This window comes from Streptococcus saliviloxodontae, assembly GCF_016908655.1.
Lineage (GTDB): Bacteria > Bacillota > Bacilli > Lactobacillales > Streptococcaceae > Streptococcus > Streptococcus saliviloxodontae.
In genome coordinates, this window is record NZ_JAFBEI010000045.1 from 1 (window position 1) to 15418 (window position 15418).

The window sequence follows — 15418 nt, forward strand, 5'->3', positions numbered from 1 at the left end:
GTGTAAAAGAATATGAAGATCCATTTTCAGATGGAGGCTTTAGAACATGATAAAAGCCCGTTGTTACGGGCATTAGTCTAGTAATCAAGCAAGACTTGAACAACGTTCAGCAAGCGTCTTTAGACGCTGCTGGTTTTCAACGCCTTACAGGCGGTGTACAAGCCACCTGTTTTCACGGGTGGTTATGACTTATTATTAATAAAAAGTTAAGGTTTAATTAACGATAGAGCTAACATCTGCAAGAAAGCCAATTTACCTCGTTCTTTAGAAGGTTCTTTAGCTATCTGTCTAGCAAAATCAATAATTTCTTTAGGAGCTTGATATTTATTTGTAACAAGATACCATGATATATCATTACTCAATCTTGCTAAAGCATCTCTTTCCCCTTTTTCTATAGATTCTTTAGCACTTAAAAACACTCTTCTCAATTTTTCATTATCTTTAATGACATCTGAAGATAAAATTTGTTCAATTGGCTCTAAGTAGCCATTCATGTCATTTTTATTTTTTTTTATCATGGTATAATCACCCCAAATTTAGGACGAGGCTGCCATGGTCCATAATTTACCCATCCATTTACAATTACTCGACCCGTTTGTCTTCGTATTGCATTATAATCAGGTGTACATACCGCTCTGCCGTTTTTGTTGACACAATTAGCCCAACCACCTATGCTAGTAGCTGCATGAACTCGACAACCTGCAAACATTGCCCCTAGAAACGAAGTAGCAATAAAAATTTTTAATATAGATTTTTTCATAACTTACCCCCTAATCTAAATCAAATTATATGCTTGCTTAAATTAAATGTCAATACGTAACGCGGATAGTAAATAACTGTTTTTATTTATTAAATTACAAGGTCAACTTGCTTATGCTCATGAAAAATGCACCCATGCCAAGATAAGCAACAACATAAAAAGCATCCCAGCTATTGCCGTAGCAATCCAAAACAATCTAGTTGCATAAACAGCAAAATTATAGTTTGTCTCTGCCCTCTGATTAGCCTGATTATAAGAGTTTTGATATCTTAATACCGAGTTTTCAAGCCTGCTCTTTTCTTTCTGCCATTCTGCTGGTTCATCGTTTTTGATTTCCAAAAGCAGCTGGCTTTTTTTCTGCTCATTCAGCAAAAGTTGCTGGGACTGATCCAGCAACTTTCTAAGCTCCCTAATTTCTTCTTCGTAAAACTCAGTTGACTTCACACTGGTTTGCGGTTGGTTTGCGCCTAAGTTTTCGGTATGATTTCTACCTTGAAATATTGATTTTAAGGCTTTTATACCCTCTTCGGTAATAACTAAGGTTTGCACCCCGTTTGCGGTATAAGTTTGCACCCATTTTGACCGAAATTCTTCGGTCAATTTGTTATGGCTTCGAGCCAGTTTTTCTCTCAGAGAAAAACAAGAAAATCACCAGCTATGCTGGTGGCTGACAAGGCTTTGAGCTTCCATTTATTTTTCCTGTATAATCTAAGTGTTCAGGTCAGATAAGGAGGAGTAAACTAGTCCAGTGGACTAGTTTAGCATGGCAAAAACCAGTTACAGTTTATCACACACGAAATGGATGTGCAAATATCACATCGTTTTCACACCAAAATATCGCCGTAAGGCGATATACTACAAGGTTCGAGAGGATCTGATAAGTATTATTCGTCAACTTTGTCAATATAGAGGAGTTGAAATTATTGAAGGACATATGATGCCAGACCATGTTCATATGCTTGTTCTTATTCCACCAAAACTTGCGATTTCCGATTTTATGGGATATTTAAAAAGCAAGAGTTCATTGATGATATTTGATAAGCATGCCAATCTGAAATATAAGTATGGGAATCGCAAGTTTTGGGCAAGAGGGTATTACGTCAGTACGGTCGGACTGAATGAAAAAACTGTTGCGAAATATATACGAGAACAGGAGAGAGATGACATTGCTCTTGATTCTTGAGTGTAAAAGAATATGAAGATCCATTTTCAGATGGAGGCTTTAGAACATGATAAAAGCCCGTTGTTACGGGCATTAGTCTAGTAATCAAGCAAGACCTGAACAACGTTCAGCAAGCGTCTTTAGACGCTGCTGGTTTTCAACGCCTTACAGGCGGTGTACAAGCCACCTGTTTTCACGGGTGGTTATGACTATTGTCTAGCTTCATTTTTTCAATAGAAATAAAGGGATTCAATGATAATATCTTGATCAGCATAGTTTGTCTTGATGTCCTGGACAATGTCATTGTAGAGTTGTGTGACACGTTCTTTTTTCTCAGGAAATTCATAGCCAATGTAGAAAAATTGACATTCGATGGTGTGGAATAGCTCATGAAAGAGACGATTAGCTTCTTCAAGTTTGGCAATCAATGCCTTATCTTGGGCGATAATATCAGGAATAGCTCTACGATTATCTGCGAAATCATCAACAAGCTTTAAAGGAAAACTTCCATATTCAAGGCTCAATTCATAGGTCATATCATATCTCCAATCTTTTTTCATAGTCTAGCATAAGTTTGATAAAATCGCTTTGGAGATGCTCATTTCTTTTAATAATCAAATGATTTCCCAAAAACTTTTGAAAACGGTATAATCTTATTCTAAACTATTTAGAAATTAGGAGACGCTATGTCTAAAGATATTCGAGTTCTACTCTATTATAAATATGTTCCTATCGAAAATGCTAAGGAATACGCACAAGTTCACCTTGATTTTTGTAAATCAATCGGTCTTAAAGGGCGTATCTTGATTGCCGACGAAGGGATCAACGGTACCGTTTCAGGTGACTATGAAACGACTCAAAAATACATGGATTGGGTTCATAGCGATGAGCGTTTTGCTGACCTCTGGTTCAAGATTGATGAAGAGCCTCAAGATGCCTTCAAGAAAATGTTTGTTCGCTATAAAAAAGAAATCGTTCACCTTGGTTTAGAGGACAATGATTTTGATAGTGATATCAATCCTTTGGAGACAACAGGTGAGTACCTTAACCCACAACAATTCAAAGAAGCCTTGCTCGATGAAAACACGGTTGTTCTTGATACACGAAATGACTATGAGTACGATCTCGGTCACTTCCGTGGTGCGATTCGCCCAGACATCCGCAACTTCCGTGAGTTGCCACAGTGGGTCCGTGATAACAAGGACAAGTTTATGGAAAAACGTGTTGTTGTTTATTGTACTGGTGGAGTCCGTTGCGAAAAATTCTCTGGCTGGATGGTCCGTGAAGGCTTCAAAGATGTTGGTCAGTTGCATGGTGGTATTGTGACTTACGGAAAAGACCCAGAGGTTCAAGGTGAGCTTTGGGATGGTGCTATGTATGTCTTTGACGAGCGTATCTCAGTTCCAGTTAATCGTGTTAACCCAACTGTTATCGGACGTGATCACTTTGATGGCAGCGAATGCGAACGCTACATCAACTGCGCTAATCCTTTCTGCAACAAACAAATTTTTGCTAGCCCTGAAAACGAAGCTAAATATGTTGGTGGCTGTTCAGCTGAATGTCGTGCCCATGAACGTAACCGATATGTTCAAGAAAATGATTTATCAAAAGCTGAATGGGCAGCACGCCTTGAAGCAATCGGTGAAAGCCTCACCACTCTTGCTTAAAAATAAAAAACTCTCATAAACGCCGAAATATCAATGTTTCTAAGAGTTTAATGACTTGCTATCTTTCGCAAACTTCTTCAATTTTTAATATTTTTAGGAGTTTGTCTACGTTCTGAAACTGTTGAGATTTGCTCAACAGTTTTTTGTGTCAAATAAAGAGAATGGCGTTGTCCAAACATCATAGTAGGGCTGTATAAGTTGATTCATCAACGAAATAGAGCCCACTCAACCACTGTGTCTTGTAACATTTAACTAAAAAATGAGAGACTAGGACTTTTGTCCCAGCCTCTTCTGACTTTTTAGTGACTAACGCGTTTACGTGCTGCTTTTTTGCGGTTTTCTTCAATAAAAGCAATTTTCTTTTCTTCAGGTTCAATCACTTTTTTCTTGATAGCATAAGCAGCTCCACCGACTGCAGCAGCAGAAGCGATGACGCCTGTAACAAGACCTTTAGCGAATGTGAATTTTTTAGCCATAATAATATCCTCCCTGATTTCAAGTCTTTTTCTAAGACTTCTTATGATATAATAAGCATAGCGTAAAAAGGTCTAAATAACAAGTGAAAGACTATGCTTTCCTTAAAAATCAGACCTCAGACCGATAATAAGGAGAAAAGAAATCACAGTGAAAGAAAAAATTCTAGTCATCGTGGGTCCAACTGCAGTTGGTAAGACTGCTTTGGGGATTGAGTTGGCAAAACGTTTTAACGGGGAGATTGTTTCTGGAGATAGCCAACAGGTCTATAAACAACTAGATATCGGTACAGCCAAAGCTTCACTAGAAGAGCAAGCGCAAGCCGTTCACCATTTGATTGATGTGCGTGAAGTCGATGAAACTTACTCAGCCTTTGACTTTGTCTCTGAAGCCAAACAAGCTATTCAAGATATTTGTCGCAGAGGCAAACTTCCTATTTTGGTTGGAGGGACAGGTCTTTACCTTCAAAGCCTGCTGGAAGGCTATCATCTAGGTGGCGATTTGGATCAGGAAGAACTGCTAGCTTACCGTAAGGAGTTAGAATGTTTAGAAGATGCTATTTTATTTGACAAAATAGCAGAGCTATCAATAGACATCCCTCAACTCAATCGCCGTCGTGCCATGAGAGCCTTAGAATTGGCACGATTTGGAAAGAATATGGAGAATACTCAAGACCCCTATGAAGCCTTGCTTATCGGATTAAATGACGACCGTCAGCTCATCTATGACCGGATCAATCAGCGTGTGGACCACATGATAACAGCTGGATTATTGGAAGAGTCAAAATGGCTTTATGAGAATTATCCTGAGGTTCAAGCTAGTCGAGGAATTGGCTATAAAGAACTCTTTCCTTACTTTGCAGGTCAAGTTAGCCTGGAAGAAGCTATTGAGACCCTCAAACAAAATACACGCCGCTTTGCCAAGCGACAACTAACCTGGTTTAGAAACCGTATGTCAGTCAATTTTTATCAGATAAGCGACCCTGATATGTTAGATAACATAATACAAGATATCGAAGAATTTTTATCATAGTATCCGCTATTCCTCAAGTATTGCATTGAGGAATTTTGTTTCGTAACAAATATTACAAAATATTTCAAAAATATTACAAAATGACTTGATTTTTATTTCATAGAGCGTTATAATAATTTCAGAAATTGAAAGGGGCATCATTATGAAAAAGAAAAGTTATTTATTAGGGTCAGTATTGGTATTAGCACTTTTTGCTAGAGGCCTTGCAAATAACCAGTTGGCGTATGCCGAGGATAGTCAGACAGAATCTAGCCAAGTGACAACAGTAGTTGATACCGGTGATACTAACTCACTTGAAGCTGGTGAGGAAGTAACAACTCCATCAAGTATGGCGCTTGATTATCTTCCAGCAACTCTACAAGGGACTTGGGAAAATGATTATGAGAGTGATGGTATTTCCTACAATGTTCGCTTAATTGTGAGTAACACCGGTTTATTTATTCGGATCAAAACCGATGACCAAGACTCTATTGACGATATCAAAGTTGGGAATATCAGTCAGTTAGCGGAAGGTGTTTATGGTTTCGATGTGACATCTGCTTACTCTCAACTCAATGATGTAGCTATTATCGGAGGAGTTGATTATTCTCAATTAAAAGGTCTTGTATTGGAGGACGGTAAACTCTATCTCCAATTTGCTTCAGACTTTTCAGCTGATAACTGGTCTAAAGACTCTGCGTTTTCGAGTATCGATTTGTCAAATGTAGATTACAAAACCATTGATTTTCCAAAGGAACTAGTAGGCACATGGCAAACAACTGTCAGCTGGGGTGGCAATCAAGATGTCTTGGAAACATATGTCATTTCTAAAGATGGAAAAGTATCAAAAAGATTTGTCGACCAGAAAGCAGGAATTGATTTATCTGAGGATATGACACTTTCAAAGGTTCAACAAGTTGGAGATAATCTTTACCGTCTTGTGGATCCAGAGGGCTCTTTCTTAGAAGCAGGCATTGGAGGATATGGTATCCAATACCAAGAAGGTTTCTATTTAGATGGCGATGTGATGAAAATTGCCCTATGGTCTTCTAGTGAATTTGATAAGATGACCTACGACAATCCTACATTCGGTAGTGAATTTAAACGAGTGTCTGCTGATGAGCAAACAACAGAACAACAAAATCAATCAGATTCAAATACACAACGTTCTACAACGTCCTCTTCTAATCAAACACCTTCAAATACACAAACTTCATCATCACCTAGTTCAACTCAATCTAGCTCAAGTACAACTAAGAAAGAAGGGAAAACAACAAACTTACCATCTACAGGTGAACGTGCTTCTATTTTAGGTGTTGTCGGACTTGTTATCTTGGTAGGTGTAGGGCTTTATCTTGTTAAAAAGAAAAAAGATAGCTAAGAGATAGGTTCAAAAAATAGTGTGTTATCAGAGTATTGTTTAACAGAACGCTCTGTCACTAAACTAATTAAGCAAATGTTTGCTTAAGGTAGTAAATGATTAATAGACACTTCCAGATGGATGGAGGTGTCTTTTGTTGTTAGGACCTATCTGCTGTTGTAGTGGTTTGAGCATTTTCTACTTTTACTATGACCAAGACAGCTTAAGGTTAAGGAGGAAAGGAGATTGTTTGATAGGGTGGGGGAGTAAGTGTCGCTCAAATATTTTCTACCTTTTTCAGTTCAGCTTTTTGCCATTTTTTGGTATAATATGACAAAAAGAGGGTGAATAAGTCTAGTGGTTCTTTTGCTAGGCTCATTTTTATGATTACAGCCTAGGTAAGGGAGTTACTTGAATGATTGAGACTCAAACAAAGCAAGAGCGTGTTATCTTGATTGGTGTCGAACTACAGTCTAGCGAAAATTTTGAAATGTCTATGACAGAATTGGCGAGTCTTGCAGAGACAGCAGGGGCTGAGGTCGTTGCAACTTACACACAAAAAAGAGAACGTTATGATAGTAAATCTTTTATCGGCTCAGGAAAATTAGAGGAAATCAAAGCCATGCTTGAGGCTGATGAGGTGGACACGGTTATTGTCAATAATCGTTTGACGCCACGTCAAAATTCGAACTTAGAGGCGGCATTTGAGGTTAAGGTTATCGATCGCATGCAGTTAATCTTAGATATTTTTGCGATGCGAGCACGAAGTCATGAAGGGAAATTACAGGTACATTTGGCTCAGTTGAAGTATATGCTTCCACGATTGGCTGGACAGGGTGTTATGCTTAGTCGTCAGGCGGGCGGCATTGGTAGTCGAGGTCCTGGTGAGAGTCAGTTAGAGCTTAATCGCCGTTCCATTCGTAATCAAATTGCAGATATTGAGCGTCAACTCAAGATTGTCGAGAAGAATAGAGATACGATTCGAGAACGCCGTTTGGATACAGAAACCTTTAAAATTGGGCTTATTGGCTACACAAATGCAGGTAAGTCAACCATCATGAATCTATTAACAGATAATCGTCAGTATGAGGCTGATGAGCTTTTTGCCACACTTGATGCGACGACTAAGCAGATTTATCTTCAAGACCAGTTTCAAGTGACATTGACAGATACAGTTGGCTTTATTCAAGATTTGCCGACGGAGTTGGTGGCAGCTTTCAAGTCAACGCTTGAAGAAAGTCGTCATGTTGATTTATTGTTACATGTGATTGATGCTTCGGATCCTAATCATGCAGAGCAAGAAAAGGTTGTTTTCGACATATTGAAGGACTTGGAGATGACAGATATTCCTCGTCTTGCAATTTACAATAAAATGGATGCTACGGAACATCTCAGGGCAACAACTTTTCCAAACGTCCGTTTTTCAGCTCGTTCAGAAGGAGCGAGAGATTTGTTGCGTCACTATCTTATTGATGAGATCCGTCATGTCTTTCAATCGTTTTCGATTAAAGTATCTGCTCAAAATCTATATAAGTTGTATGATTTGAATAAATGTGCCTTGTTAGATCGTTATACTTTTGAAAATGAGGTCGAGGATATTACAGGCTATATTTCAGAGAAGAACAAGTGGAAGTTGGAGGAATTTTATGACTGATATGATTGAATTAGCGGTGACTTATGGTGGTTATACAAGTTTGGATAAGGTTTATTTGAGCAACAAGTTGAAGAACTTGTCTCCGGCAGAGCAACTGGCTTTCATAACTCCTCCACCTAGTGTAATCAATGCTTATTTTGCAGAGTTGTATCAAAAACAAGGGCCGACAGCTGCGACAGATTATTATTATCAGTTATCAGAAGCTCTCGAACTTTGGAATAACCAACCTAGTTTTGATGAAGAAAAGCCCTTCGTTCGCTTGAACCTATCAGGGAAATCATACGGTTTTTGTTTTGAAGAGGGAGGTCAGGTAGCACGTGTCTTTTCAGAGTTACAAGAGCAATCAACGCAAGACTTGTTGTTTGAGCTTGCTCAGATTTTTCCGCAATACGGGATTTATCAAGAACAAGATGGTATCAAGATGAAGCCGCTAGAGTTTGATGAAACGATTGTAGCTAATGTGACACCAGAAACAGCCTTGTTAAGCCAAATATTACGCTTGAAATCAGGTTGGATCAAGCTGAAAAGTTTTAATAAGGAAGAATTGCTGAGTTTGTTAACAAGGTATAAGAGTTCAGAGTGCTATTATACATTTGAACAAAGAGAGTATATTGCTTACATTAAAGAATAGAAAGGACGGCCGTCGTTACTCAATTTCACGTATTCTTTACAGTGATACTGAATGGGACGGCTTTAGTCATAGTAAAGTATGGAATTACAATTTTTAGGAACAGGTGCTGGTCAGCCAGCCAAACAACGAAATGTGTCAAGTTTAGTCTTAAAACTCCTAGATGAAATCAATGAGATATGGATGTTTGACTGTGGCGAAGGCACTCAAAGACAGATTTTAGAGACGACCATTAAGCCACGTAAGGTCAAAAAAATCTTTATCACTCACTTGCACGGAGACCATGTCCTTGGTTTACCTGGTTTTTTATCAACGCGTGCTTTTCAAGCTAACGAGGAACAGACAGATATTGACCTTTATGGTCCAGTTGGAATCAAGCAGTTTGTGATGTCTAGTCTGAAAGTGACCGGTTCACGATTACCTTATCATATTCATTTTCATGAATTTGACGAGACATCACTTGGAAAAATCATGGAAACGGATAAGTTCACAGTTTATGCTGAAAAACTTGATCACACGATTTTTTGTGTTGGCTACCGTGTGATGCAAAAAGATCTAGAAGGAACTTTGGATGCAGAAGCATTGAAGGCAGCAGGCGTACCTTTTGGACCGCTTTTTGGAAAAATCAAGAACGGTCAAGATGTTACCTTGGCAGACGGCAGACAAATTATTGCTAAAGACTATATCTCCGCCCCTAAAAAGGGTAAAGTGGTCACTATTTTGGGAGATACTCGTAAAACAGCGGCCAGTGTCCGTCTCGGTTTAGGTGCTGATATCCTGATTCATGAGTCTACTTATGGTAAAGGTGATGAGAGAATTGCGCGCAGCCATGGGCATTCAACCAATATGCAAGCAGCTGAAGTTGCCAAAGAAGCTTCTGCTAAACGACTTCTGCTAAACCATGTCTCTGCACGATTTTTAGGGCGTGATTGCATCCAATTAGAACGTGATGCGGCTACCATTTTTGAAAATGTCCATGTGGTCAAAGATTTAGAAGAAGTGGATGTATGAGTTTAAAAAGGAATGAGCGACGTGTCATTGTAATTACAGGAGCAACTGGAGGTCTTGCCCAAGAGTTAGTCAAGCTGATTCCAGAAGATGATTGCTTGATTTTGCTAGGGCGTTCAGTTGAAAGGCTAAAAGCGACCTTTGGAGAGCGGCAAAATTGCCACTTGGAGGGTCTAGATATTACAGATGACAGTGCCCTTCACGAGTGTGTTTCTAGCATCTACGATCGCTTTGGGCAGATTGATATCTTTATCAATAATGCAGGCTTTGGAGAGTTTAAACCTTACGATGATTACACCGATGAAACTATCCGTCAAATGTTCGATGTCAATACACTGGCTATGATAAATTTTTCACGTTTGGTTGGTAAAAAAATGGCAGAGCGAGGTCAAGGTCACCTCATTAATATTGTATCTATTGCAGGTTTGGTTGCTTCGGCTAAATCAACCATTTATGCTGCGACAAAGTTTGCCATGATTGGTTTCTCTAATGCCTTGCGTCTGGAATTGGCGGACTACGGTGTTTATGTGACAACAGTCAACCCTGGACCTATCTCGACTAAATTTTTTGATCAAGCTGATCCAACAGGTGACTATCTTGCCTCTGTTCAGCGCTATACGATGCAAGCTGATGAGGTTGCTAAACGTATTTATCGAATCTTCGGAAAGAATAAACGCGAACTGAATATGCCTTTTGCTTTAGCACTAACGGCTAAGTTCTATAACCTTTTCCCCAAGACAGGTGACTTTTTAGCACGTAAGGTTTTTAATTACAAATAGAAAATGTGACAAGTTAACGATATGATTACATCAAAATTTGATTGGCATCTCAATGATATGGCAGTTGACGATGCCTTTTTGAAGTTGGCGAAAGAAGCCAAATTAACAAAAACAGCTGCTGAACTCCTCTATCATAGAGGTATTAAGGAGAAGGACTCCTTAGATGATTTTTTAAGCGCAGATTTATCCCATTTGCATGATCCTTATCTCTTGCATGATATGGAAAGGGCAGTTGAGCGTATTCGTCAGGCTATTGAAAACTACGAGCAGATTTTGGTCTATGGTGACTACGATGCAGATGGGATGACAAGCGCCAGCATTGTTAAAGAGACCTTGGAGATGATGGGAGCTGAGGCTCAAGTTTATCTACCCAATCGTTTTACAGATGGCTACGGCCCAAATCTTAGTGTCTATAAATATTTCATTGAGCAGCAGGCTATTTCCTTGATTATCACGGTAGATAATGGCGTAGTAGGACAAGAAGCTATCGCCTATGCACATGAGCAAGGGGTGGATGTCATTGTGACTGATCACCATAGTATGCCAGCAGAGCTACCAAATGCTTACGCTATCGTCCATCCAGAGCATCCAGAGGCAGACTATCCCTTTAAGCACTTGGCAGGTTGTGGCGTTGCTTTTAAATTAGCGACAGCCCTTCTTGAAACCATTCCAACTGAATTTTTAGACTTGGTGGCTATCGGAACTATTGCGGATATGGTCAGTCTTACTGATGAAAATCGCATCATGGTCAAAGTAGGTTTGCAGCTCCTCAAAGACACGGAACGAGTAGGACTTCAAGAGTTGATGTCTTTGTCCGACGTAGATTCTAGCACACTCAATGAGGAGACTGTTGGTTTTAAAATTGCTCCCCAGCTTAATGCCCTTGGTCGTTTGGATGATCCCAATCCTGCCATCGAGTTATTAACTGGCTTTGATGATGAAGAGGCCCAAGCTATTGCTATCATGATCAATGCTAAAAATGAAGAGCGGAAGGAAATTGTTCAGGCTATCTTTGATGAGGCCATGGCTATGGTTGACCTTGATAAGCCTGTTCAAGTCTTAGCTAAAGAAGGCTGGCATCCAGGTGTTCTAGGGATTGTTGCCGGTCGTATTATGGAGCAGATTAGTCAGACCGTTGTTGTTTTAGCTATTGAAAATGGCTCTGCTAAGGGTTCTGCCCGAAGTCTGGAAGCTATCAATATCTTCCAAGCACTGGATGATCACCGCCATATTTTTACCGCCTTTGGTGGGCATGCTGGCGCTGCTGGAATGACTTTGCCGGAAGAGAATCTAGAAACGTTATCAGATTTACTTTGCCAATTTGTTATTGATAACGAGATTGATACCAGTCTTAAGAACTCTCTGACAGTGGATGAGGAATTGGTCTTAGAAGAGCTTAGTCTTGAGACGATTAAATCATTGGAGAAACTAGCTCCTTTTGGAATGGATAACAAGAAACCTGTCTTTTGGTTACGGGATTTTGAGGTTGTTCAAGCTAGGACAATGGGACAAGGCAATGCCCATCTCAAGTTGAAAATCAAGCAAGGCGATGCTAGTTTTGATGTGGTGGCTTTTGGACAGGGAGCTAAAGTACAAGAGTTTCAGCAGGCACAAGGTTTAGAACTTGCAGTTACTTTATCTGTCAATGTTTGGAATGGAGCAACGACCTTGCAACTCATGTTAGAAGATGCGCGTGTTGATGGGGTACAGCTTTTTGATATTAGGTCTAAAACAGCTACCATACCAGCTAATATCCCTCTTTATTCGCAAGGCGGTCAGGCACCTATCTTGGTGTTAGATGAAATTCCAGATCAGTTGGCAGAATTGAAAGAACGTTTTTCAGGTCAGGAATTTGAGGCAGTTTATTTTAAAAATACGATTAAGCAAGCCTACTACCTGACTGGCTACGGCACACGTGAGCAATTTTCGAAGTTATACAAAACGATTTATCAGTTTCCTAATTTCGATGTTCGCTACAAGTTAAAAGAGTTGAGTCATTACCTAAAAATAGATGCTATCCTTTTGGTTAAAATGATTCAGATCTTTGAAGAATTAGGATTTGTTACCATTGAAGATGGGGTTATGACAGTTGTTAAGGATGCTCCCAAACGTCGTTTTGAAGAGAGTCAGATTTACCAAGAGTTAAAAGAATTGGTCAAATTCCAAGAATTGATGGCTCTAGGAACACCGCAAGAAATGTACAGCTATCTGACATCTGGAGACTCTCTAGCTTAACACTTTGAGATTACCTGTATTATATGTTATAATAAATAGTAAAAACATTTTTTGGGATTCTCCCAGCTTGAAAGGAATGACACTTGGGTTTTTACCCAAGATATTAATTATGGATTTAACAAACTATATCGCATCAATTGAAAACTACCCTAAAGAAGGTATCACTTTCCGTGATATTTCACCTTTGATGGCAGACGGAAAAGCCTACAGCTATGCAGTTCGTGAGATTGCTCAGTATGCATGTGACCACGATATTGATATGATCGTTGGGCCAGAAGCGCGTGGTTTCATTATCGGTTGTCCTGTGGCAGTTGAACTCGGTATTGGTTTTGCACCAGTTCGTAAACCAGGAAAATTACCACGTGAAGTTATCTCGGCTGACTACGAAAAAGAGTATGGCGTAGATACCTTGACTATGCACGCAGATGCAATTAAGCCAGGCCAACGTGTGCTTATTGTTGACGACCTTTTGGCAACAGGTGGTACGGTTAAAGCTACCATCGAAATGATTGAAAAACTTGGTGGTATTGTTGCAGGTTGTGCCTTCTTGATTGAGCTTGATGGTCTTGGTGGACGCAAAGCCATTGAAGGTTATGACTGCAAAGTCTTAATGAACTTTCCAGGTTAAACTAGGTTATAGTTATAAACTATAGCTAGCTAAAGAAATTATATAATGGAAAACTATATCTCCATGTTTTATAATATTAGGATAGGATATTATAAGAAATGGAGATGTTTTCATGCCTATTAAACTTGATAAACAGTTACCTGCATTAGATATTTTACGTTCTGAAAATATCTTCATCATGGACGATACGAGGGCATTGCATCAAGATATTCGACCAATGGAAGTCTTGATCTTGAATTTGATGCCCACCAAAGAAGCAACCGAAACGCAGCTTTTGCGACTTTTGGCTAATACGCCTCTACAAATTAACGTTGATTTTCTCTACATGGCTAGCCATGAGTCAAAAAATACTCATGCTGATCATATGAAGACTTTTTATAAGACTTTTTCTGAGATTAAAACCAATTATTATGATGGCTTGATTATAACAGGTGCTCCTGTTGAGACCTTACCTTTTGAAGAGGTTGATTATTGGCAAGAGTTGATGCAAGTATTTGATTGGGCCAAAACTCATGTTTATTCGACGCTTCATCTTTGCTGGGGAGCACAAGCAGGGCTTTACTATAAATACGGTGTGGATAAGGTTCAGATGTCTGAGAAATTATCAGGAATCTATGAACAAGAGGTTAACGATATGCTTAACCCGATGATGAGAGGTTTTGATGACCTGTTTGTTTCACCGCATTCGCGTTACACAGATGTTCCTGAGGCTATCTTACGTGAAAAGACGGATCTTGATATCTTGGCATCTGGAAAAGAAGTGGGGCTTTCTATCTTAGCCAGCAAAGACCTGCGTGAAATCTATAGTTTTGGTCACTTAGAGTACGATCGTGATACCCTAGCAAAAGAATATCAACGGGACCAAGAGGCAGGTAAGAATCCTCAAATTCCTGTTAATTATTTCCCTGAAAATGATAGTCAAAAGACACCTAAAATGCGTTGGAATTTAGCGGCAGCTACCTTTTTCAGCAATTGGCTTAACTACGCTGTCTATCAAGAAACACCTTATCGACTTGAGGAGTTGGAGAATGATTTTTCATTCTATGGCTACCTCTAAAGAGGTTAGACTATGACATATTTAGAGACTGTGAAGTCAGGGCATCTTGTCTTGCCTGGAACTTTACTGATTCATTTTAAAGACATTTTTACATCTAGCGATGATTTTCTAGTTTGGCAATTTTGCTACCTGCAAAACACAAGTCAACTAAGTGAGATGGCACCTAGTAGTATTGCGGATGCCTTGGGGAAAACCGTGACAGATATTAATCGCTCAATCTCACGCTTAACGGCTTCTGGTTTATTAGCCATGAAGACAATTGAGCTTGATGGTGAAATTGAAGTGATCTTCGATGCTAGTTTGGCACTGGAAAAACTAGAGGAAATCTTATCGCCTAAATCAATTCCTTCTCAAGCATCATCACAAAATGACTTAAAAACATTAGTTGCTGATTTTGAAAGAGAATTAGGGCGTCTGCTCAGCCCGTTTGAGTTGGAGGATTTGCAAAAGACCATTCGAGAGGATCAAGCAGATCCAGACTTGATTCGTGCAGCACTGAAAGAGGCGGTTTTCAATGGTAAGACGAATTGGAATTACATCAATGCCATCTTGAGAAATTGGCGTAGAGAAGGCATTACCACCCTACGTCAAGTCGAAGAGCGCCGTCGTCAACGTGAAGAAGCTAATCCACAAACGATTCATGTTTCGGATGATTTTCTATCAGCTATGGACTTGTGGAGCGATTAGAAACTTTCGTTTATGGGTTGATGCCGTTTGAGAATTATCAACTAAATTAAATAGAGTTCATTTTAACATCTTAGAGAGGTGGTTGGGAGCTGCTAGGTTATTTTGATTAACTTAGCCTTTTCTCTAACCTACTGTTGGCTAAGCTTTTGTTCGTTTATTTCGATTCGGATACAGTTTATTCAATTTGTACTAGGTTGTTAGGATGAGCTTTTTTGGCACGACAAACGCATGAAGAAAATATCGTTTTCAGAAATTAATTTCATAAACTAGATAAACGACCTCCGGTATAATAGTAGTGGAGGTCGTTG

16 protein-coding genes and 1 pseudogene are annotated in these 15418 nt (G+C 39.4%); 12 read left to right on the forward strand and 5 right to left on the reverse strand.

Features of this window, described 5'->3' with window-relative positions; all coding sequences use genetic code 11:
• Positions 1-206: 206 nt before the first annotated feature.
• The 3 genes from JOC31_RS08895 to JOC31_RS08905 all read right to left on the reverse strand — a co-directional run bounded on the left by JOC31_RS08895 (position 207) and on the right by JOC31_RS08905 (position 1360).
• Complete coding sequence (locus JOC31_RS08895) at positions 207-518, reverse strand: bacteriocin immunity protein (protein ID WP_205017808.1); 312 nt, start codon at positions 516-518, stop codon at positions 207-209.
• Positions 515-760 carry a bacteriocin gene (locus tag JOC31_RS08900; protein WP_205017822.1) on the reverse strand — a complete coding sequence of 82 codons (246 nt, stop codon included), beginning with the start codon at positions 758-760 and terminating at the stop codon, positions 515-517. The genes JOC31_RS08895 and JOC31_RS08900 overlap by 4 nt, the downstream gene beginning before the upstream one ends.
• A gap of 117 nt (positions 761-877) precedes the next feature.
• On the reverse strand, positions 878-1360 hold the full coding sequence (locus JOC31_RS08905) for a hypothetical protein (RefSeq protein WP_205017823.1): 483 nt from the start codon (positions 1358-1360) through the stop codon (positions 878-880).
• A gap of 163 nt (positions 1361-1523) precedes the next feature.
• Between JOC31_RS08905 and tnpA the strand changes: the two are divergent.
• Positions 1524-1993, forward strand: a pseudogene (tnpA, locus tag JOC31_RS08910) (IS200/IS605 family transposase).
• Between the two features lie 159 nt (positions 1994-2152).
• Here tnpA and JOC31_RS08915 read toward each other — a convergent pair.
• Entirely contained in the window at positions 2153-2458 is a 306-nt protein-coding gene (locus tag JOC31_RS08915) for a hypothetical protein (protein WP_205017809.1), read from the reverse strand.
• A 150-nt stretch (positions 2459-2608) separates the two neighbouring features.
• Between JOC31_RS08915 and trhO the strand changes: the two genes are divergently transcribed.
• Complete coding sequence (gene trhO, locus JOC31_RS08920; RefSeq protein ID WP_205017810.1) at positions 2609-3589, forward strand: oxygen-dependent tRNA uridine(34) hydroxylase TrhO; 981 nt, start codon at positions 2609-2611, stop codon at positions 3587-3589.
• A 299-nt stretch (positions 3590-3888) separates the two neighbouring features.
• On the opposite strand, the gene JOC31_RS08925 is transcribed toward trhO, so the two are convergent.
• Entirely contained in the window at positions 3889-4065 is a 177-nt protein-coding gene (locus JOC31_RS08925; protein ID WP_205017811.1) for a DUF3042 family protein, read from the reverse strand.
• A gap of 148 nt (positions 4066-4213) precedes the next feature.
• Here JOC31_RS08925 and miaA point away from each other — a divergent pair, with 148 nt between their 5' ends.
• The 10 genes from miaA to JOC31_RS08975 all read left to right on the forward strand — a co-directional run bounded on the left by miaA (position 4214) and on the right by JOC31_RS08975 (position 15110).
• Positions 4214-5095 carry a tRNA (adenosine(37)-N6)-dimethylallyltransferase MiaA gene (gene miaA / locus JOC31_RS08930; RefSeq protein WP_205017812.1) on the forward strand — a complete coding sequence of 294 codons (882 nt, stop codon included), beginning with the start codon at positions 4214-4216 and terminating at the stop codon, positions 5093-5095.
• A gap of 142 nt (positions 5096-5237) precedes the next feature.
• Entirely contained in the window at positions 5238-6455 is a 1218-nt protein-coding gene (locus JOC31_RS08935) for an LPXTG cell wall anchor domain-containing protein (protein ID WP_205017813.1), read from the forward strand.
• Positions 6456-6849: 394 nt separating this feature from the next.
• On the forward strand, positions 6850-8088 hold the full coding sequence (gene hflX / locus JOC31_RS08940) for a GTPase HflX (RefSeq protein WP_205017814.1): 1239 nt from the start codon (positions 6850-6852) through the stop codon (positions 8086-8088).
• Complete coding sequence (locus JOC31_RS08945; RefSeq protein ID WP_205017815.1) at positions 8081-8719, forward strand: cystathionine beta-lyase; 639 nt, start codon at positions 8081-8083, stop codon at positions 8717-8719. The genes hflX and JOC31_RS08945 overlap by 8 nt, the downstream gene beginning before the upstream one ends.
• Before the next feature lie 78 nt (positions 8720-8797).
• The gene (rnz, locus tag JOC31_RS08950) at positions 8798-9727 is read left to right on the forward strand and encodes a ribonuclease Z (protein WP_205017816.1); all 930 of its coding nucleotides are present in this window, start codon (positions 8798-8800) and stop codon (positions 9725-9727) included.
• The gene (locus tag JOC31_RS08955) at positions 9724-10503 is read left to right on the forward strand and encodes an SDR family NAD(P)-dependent oxidoreductase (protein WP_205017817.1); all 780 of its coding nucleotides are present in this window, start codon (positions 9724-9726) and stop codon (positions 10501-10503) included. The genes rnz and JOC31_RS08955 overlap by 4 nt, the downstream gene beginning before the upstream one ends.
• 21 nt (positions 10504-10524) lie before the next feature.
• Entirely contained in the window at positions 10525-12738 is a 2214-nt protein-coding gene (gene recJ / locus JOC31_RS08960) for a single-stranded-DNA-specific exonuclease RecJ (protein WP_205017818.1), read from the forward strand.
• Between the two features lie 109 nt (positions 12739-12847).
• Positions 12848-13366, forward strand: coding sequence for an adenine phosphoribosyltransferase (locus JOC31_RS08965; RefSeq protein WP_205017819.1), 519 nt, complete (start codon positions 12848-12850; stop codon positions 13364-13366).
• A 112-nt stretch (positions 13367-13478) separates the two neighbouring features.
• Positions 13479-14423 (forward strand): homoserine O-acetyltransferase MetA, encoded by a 945-nt coding sequence (metA, locus tag JOC31_RS08970; protein ID WP_205017820.1) that lies wholly within the window; start codon positions 13479-13481, stop codon positions 14421-14423.
• Between the two features lie 12 nt (positions 14424-14435).
• Entirely contained in the window at positions 14436-15110 is a 675-nt protein-coding gene (locus JOC31_RS08975; RefSeq protein WP_205017821.1) for a DnaD domain-containing protein, read from the forward strand.
• Positions 15111-15418 lie beyond the last annotated feature (308 nt).

What these genes read in the sequence shown, in the direction of transcription:
- JOC31_RS08895 (WP_205017808.1), bottom strand. Translation starts at nt 518, where the DNA reads ATGATAAAAAAAAATAAAAATGACATGAATGGCTACTTAGAGCCAATT.
- JOC31_RS08900 (WP_205017822.1), bottom strand. Translation starts at nt 760, where the DNA reads ATGAAAAAATCTATATTAAAAATTTTTATTGCTACTTCGTTTCTAGGG.
- JOC31_RS08915 (WP_205017809.1), bottom strand. Translation starts at nt 2,458, where the DNA reads ATGACCTATGAATTGAGCCTTGAATATGGAAGTTTTCCTTTAAAGCTT.
- trhO (WP_205017810.1), top strand. Translation starts at nt 2,609, where the DNA reads ATGTCTAAAGATATTCGAGTTCTACTCTATTATAAATATGTTCCTATC.
- JOC31_RS08925 (WP_205017811.1), bottom strand. Translation starts at nt 4,065, where the DNA reads ATGGCTAAAAAATTCACATTCGCTAAAGGTCTTGTTACAGGCGTCATC.
- JOC31_RS08935 (WP_205017813.1), top strand. Translation starts at nt 5,238, where the DNA reads ATGAAAAAGAAAAGTTATTTATTAGGGTCAGTATTGGTATTAGCACTT.
- hflX (WP_205017814.1), top strand. Translation starts at nt 6,850, where the DNA reads ATGATTGAGACTCAAACAAAGCAAGAGCGTGTTATCTTGATTGGTGTC.
- JOC31_RS08945 (WP_205017815.1), top strand. Translation starts at nt 8,081, where the DNA reads ATGACTGATATGATTGAATTAGCGGTGACTTATGGTGGTTATACAAGT.
- rnz (WP_205017816.1), top strand. Translation starts at nt 8,798, where the DNA reads ATGGAATTACAATTTTTAGGAACAGGTGCTGGTCAGCCAGCCAAACAA.
- JOC31_RS08955 (WP_205017817.1), top strand. Translation starts at nt 9,724, where the DNA reads ATGAGTTTAAAAAGGAATGAGCGACGTGTCATTGTAATTACAGGAGCA.
- recJ (WP_205017818.1), top strand. Translation starts at nt 10,525, where the DNA reads ATGATTACATCAAAATTTGATTGGCATCTCAATGATATGGCAGTTGAC.
- JOC31_RS08965 (WP_205017819.1), top strand. Translation starts at nt 12,848, where the DNA reads ATGGATTTAACAAACTATATCGCATCAATTGAAAACTACCCTAAAGAA.
- metA (WP_205017820.1), top strand. Translation starts at nt 13,479, where the DNA reads ATGCCTATTAAACTTGATAAACAGTTACCTGCATTAGATATTTTACGT.
- JOC31_RS08975 (WP_205017821.1), top strand. Translation starts at nt 14,436, where the DNA reads ATGACATATTTAGAGACTGTGAAGTCAGGGCATCTTGTCTTGCCTGGA.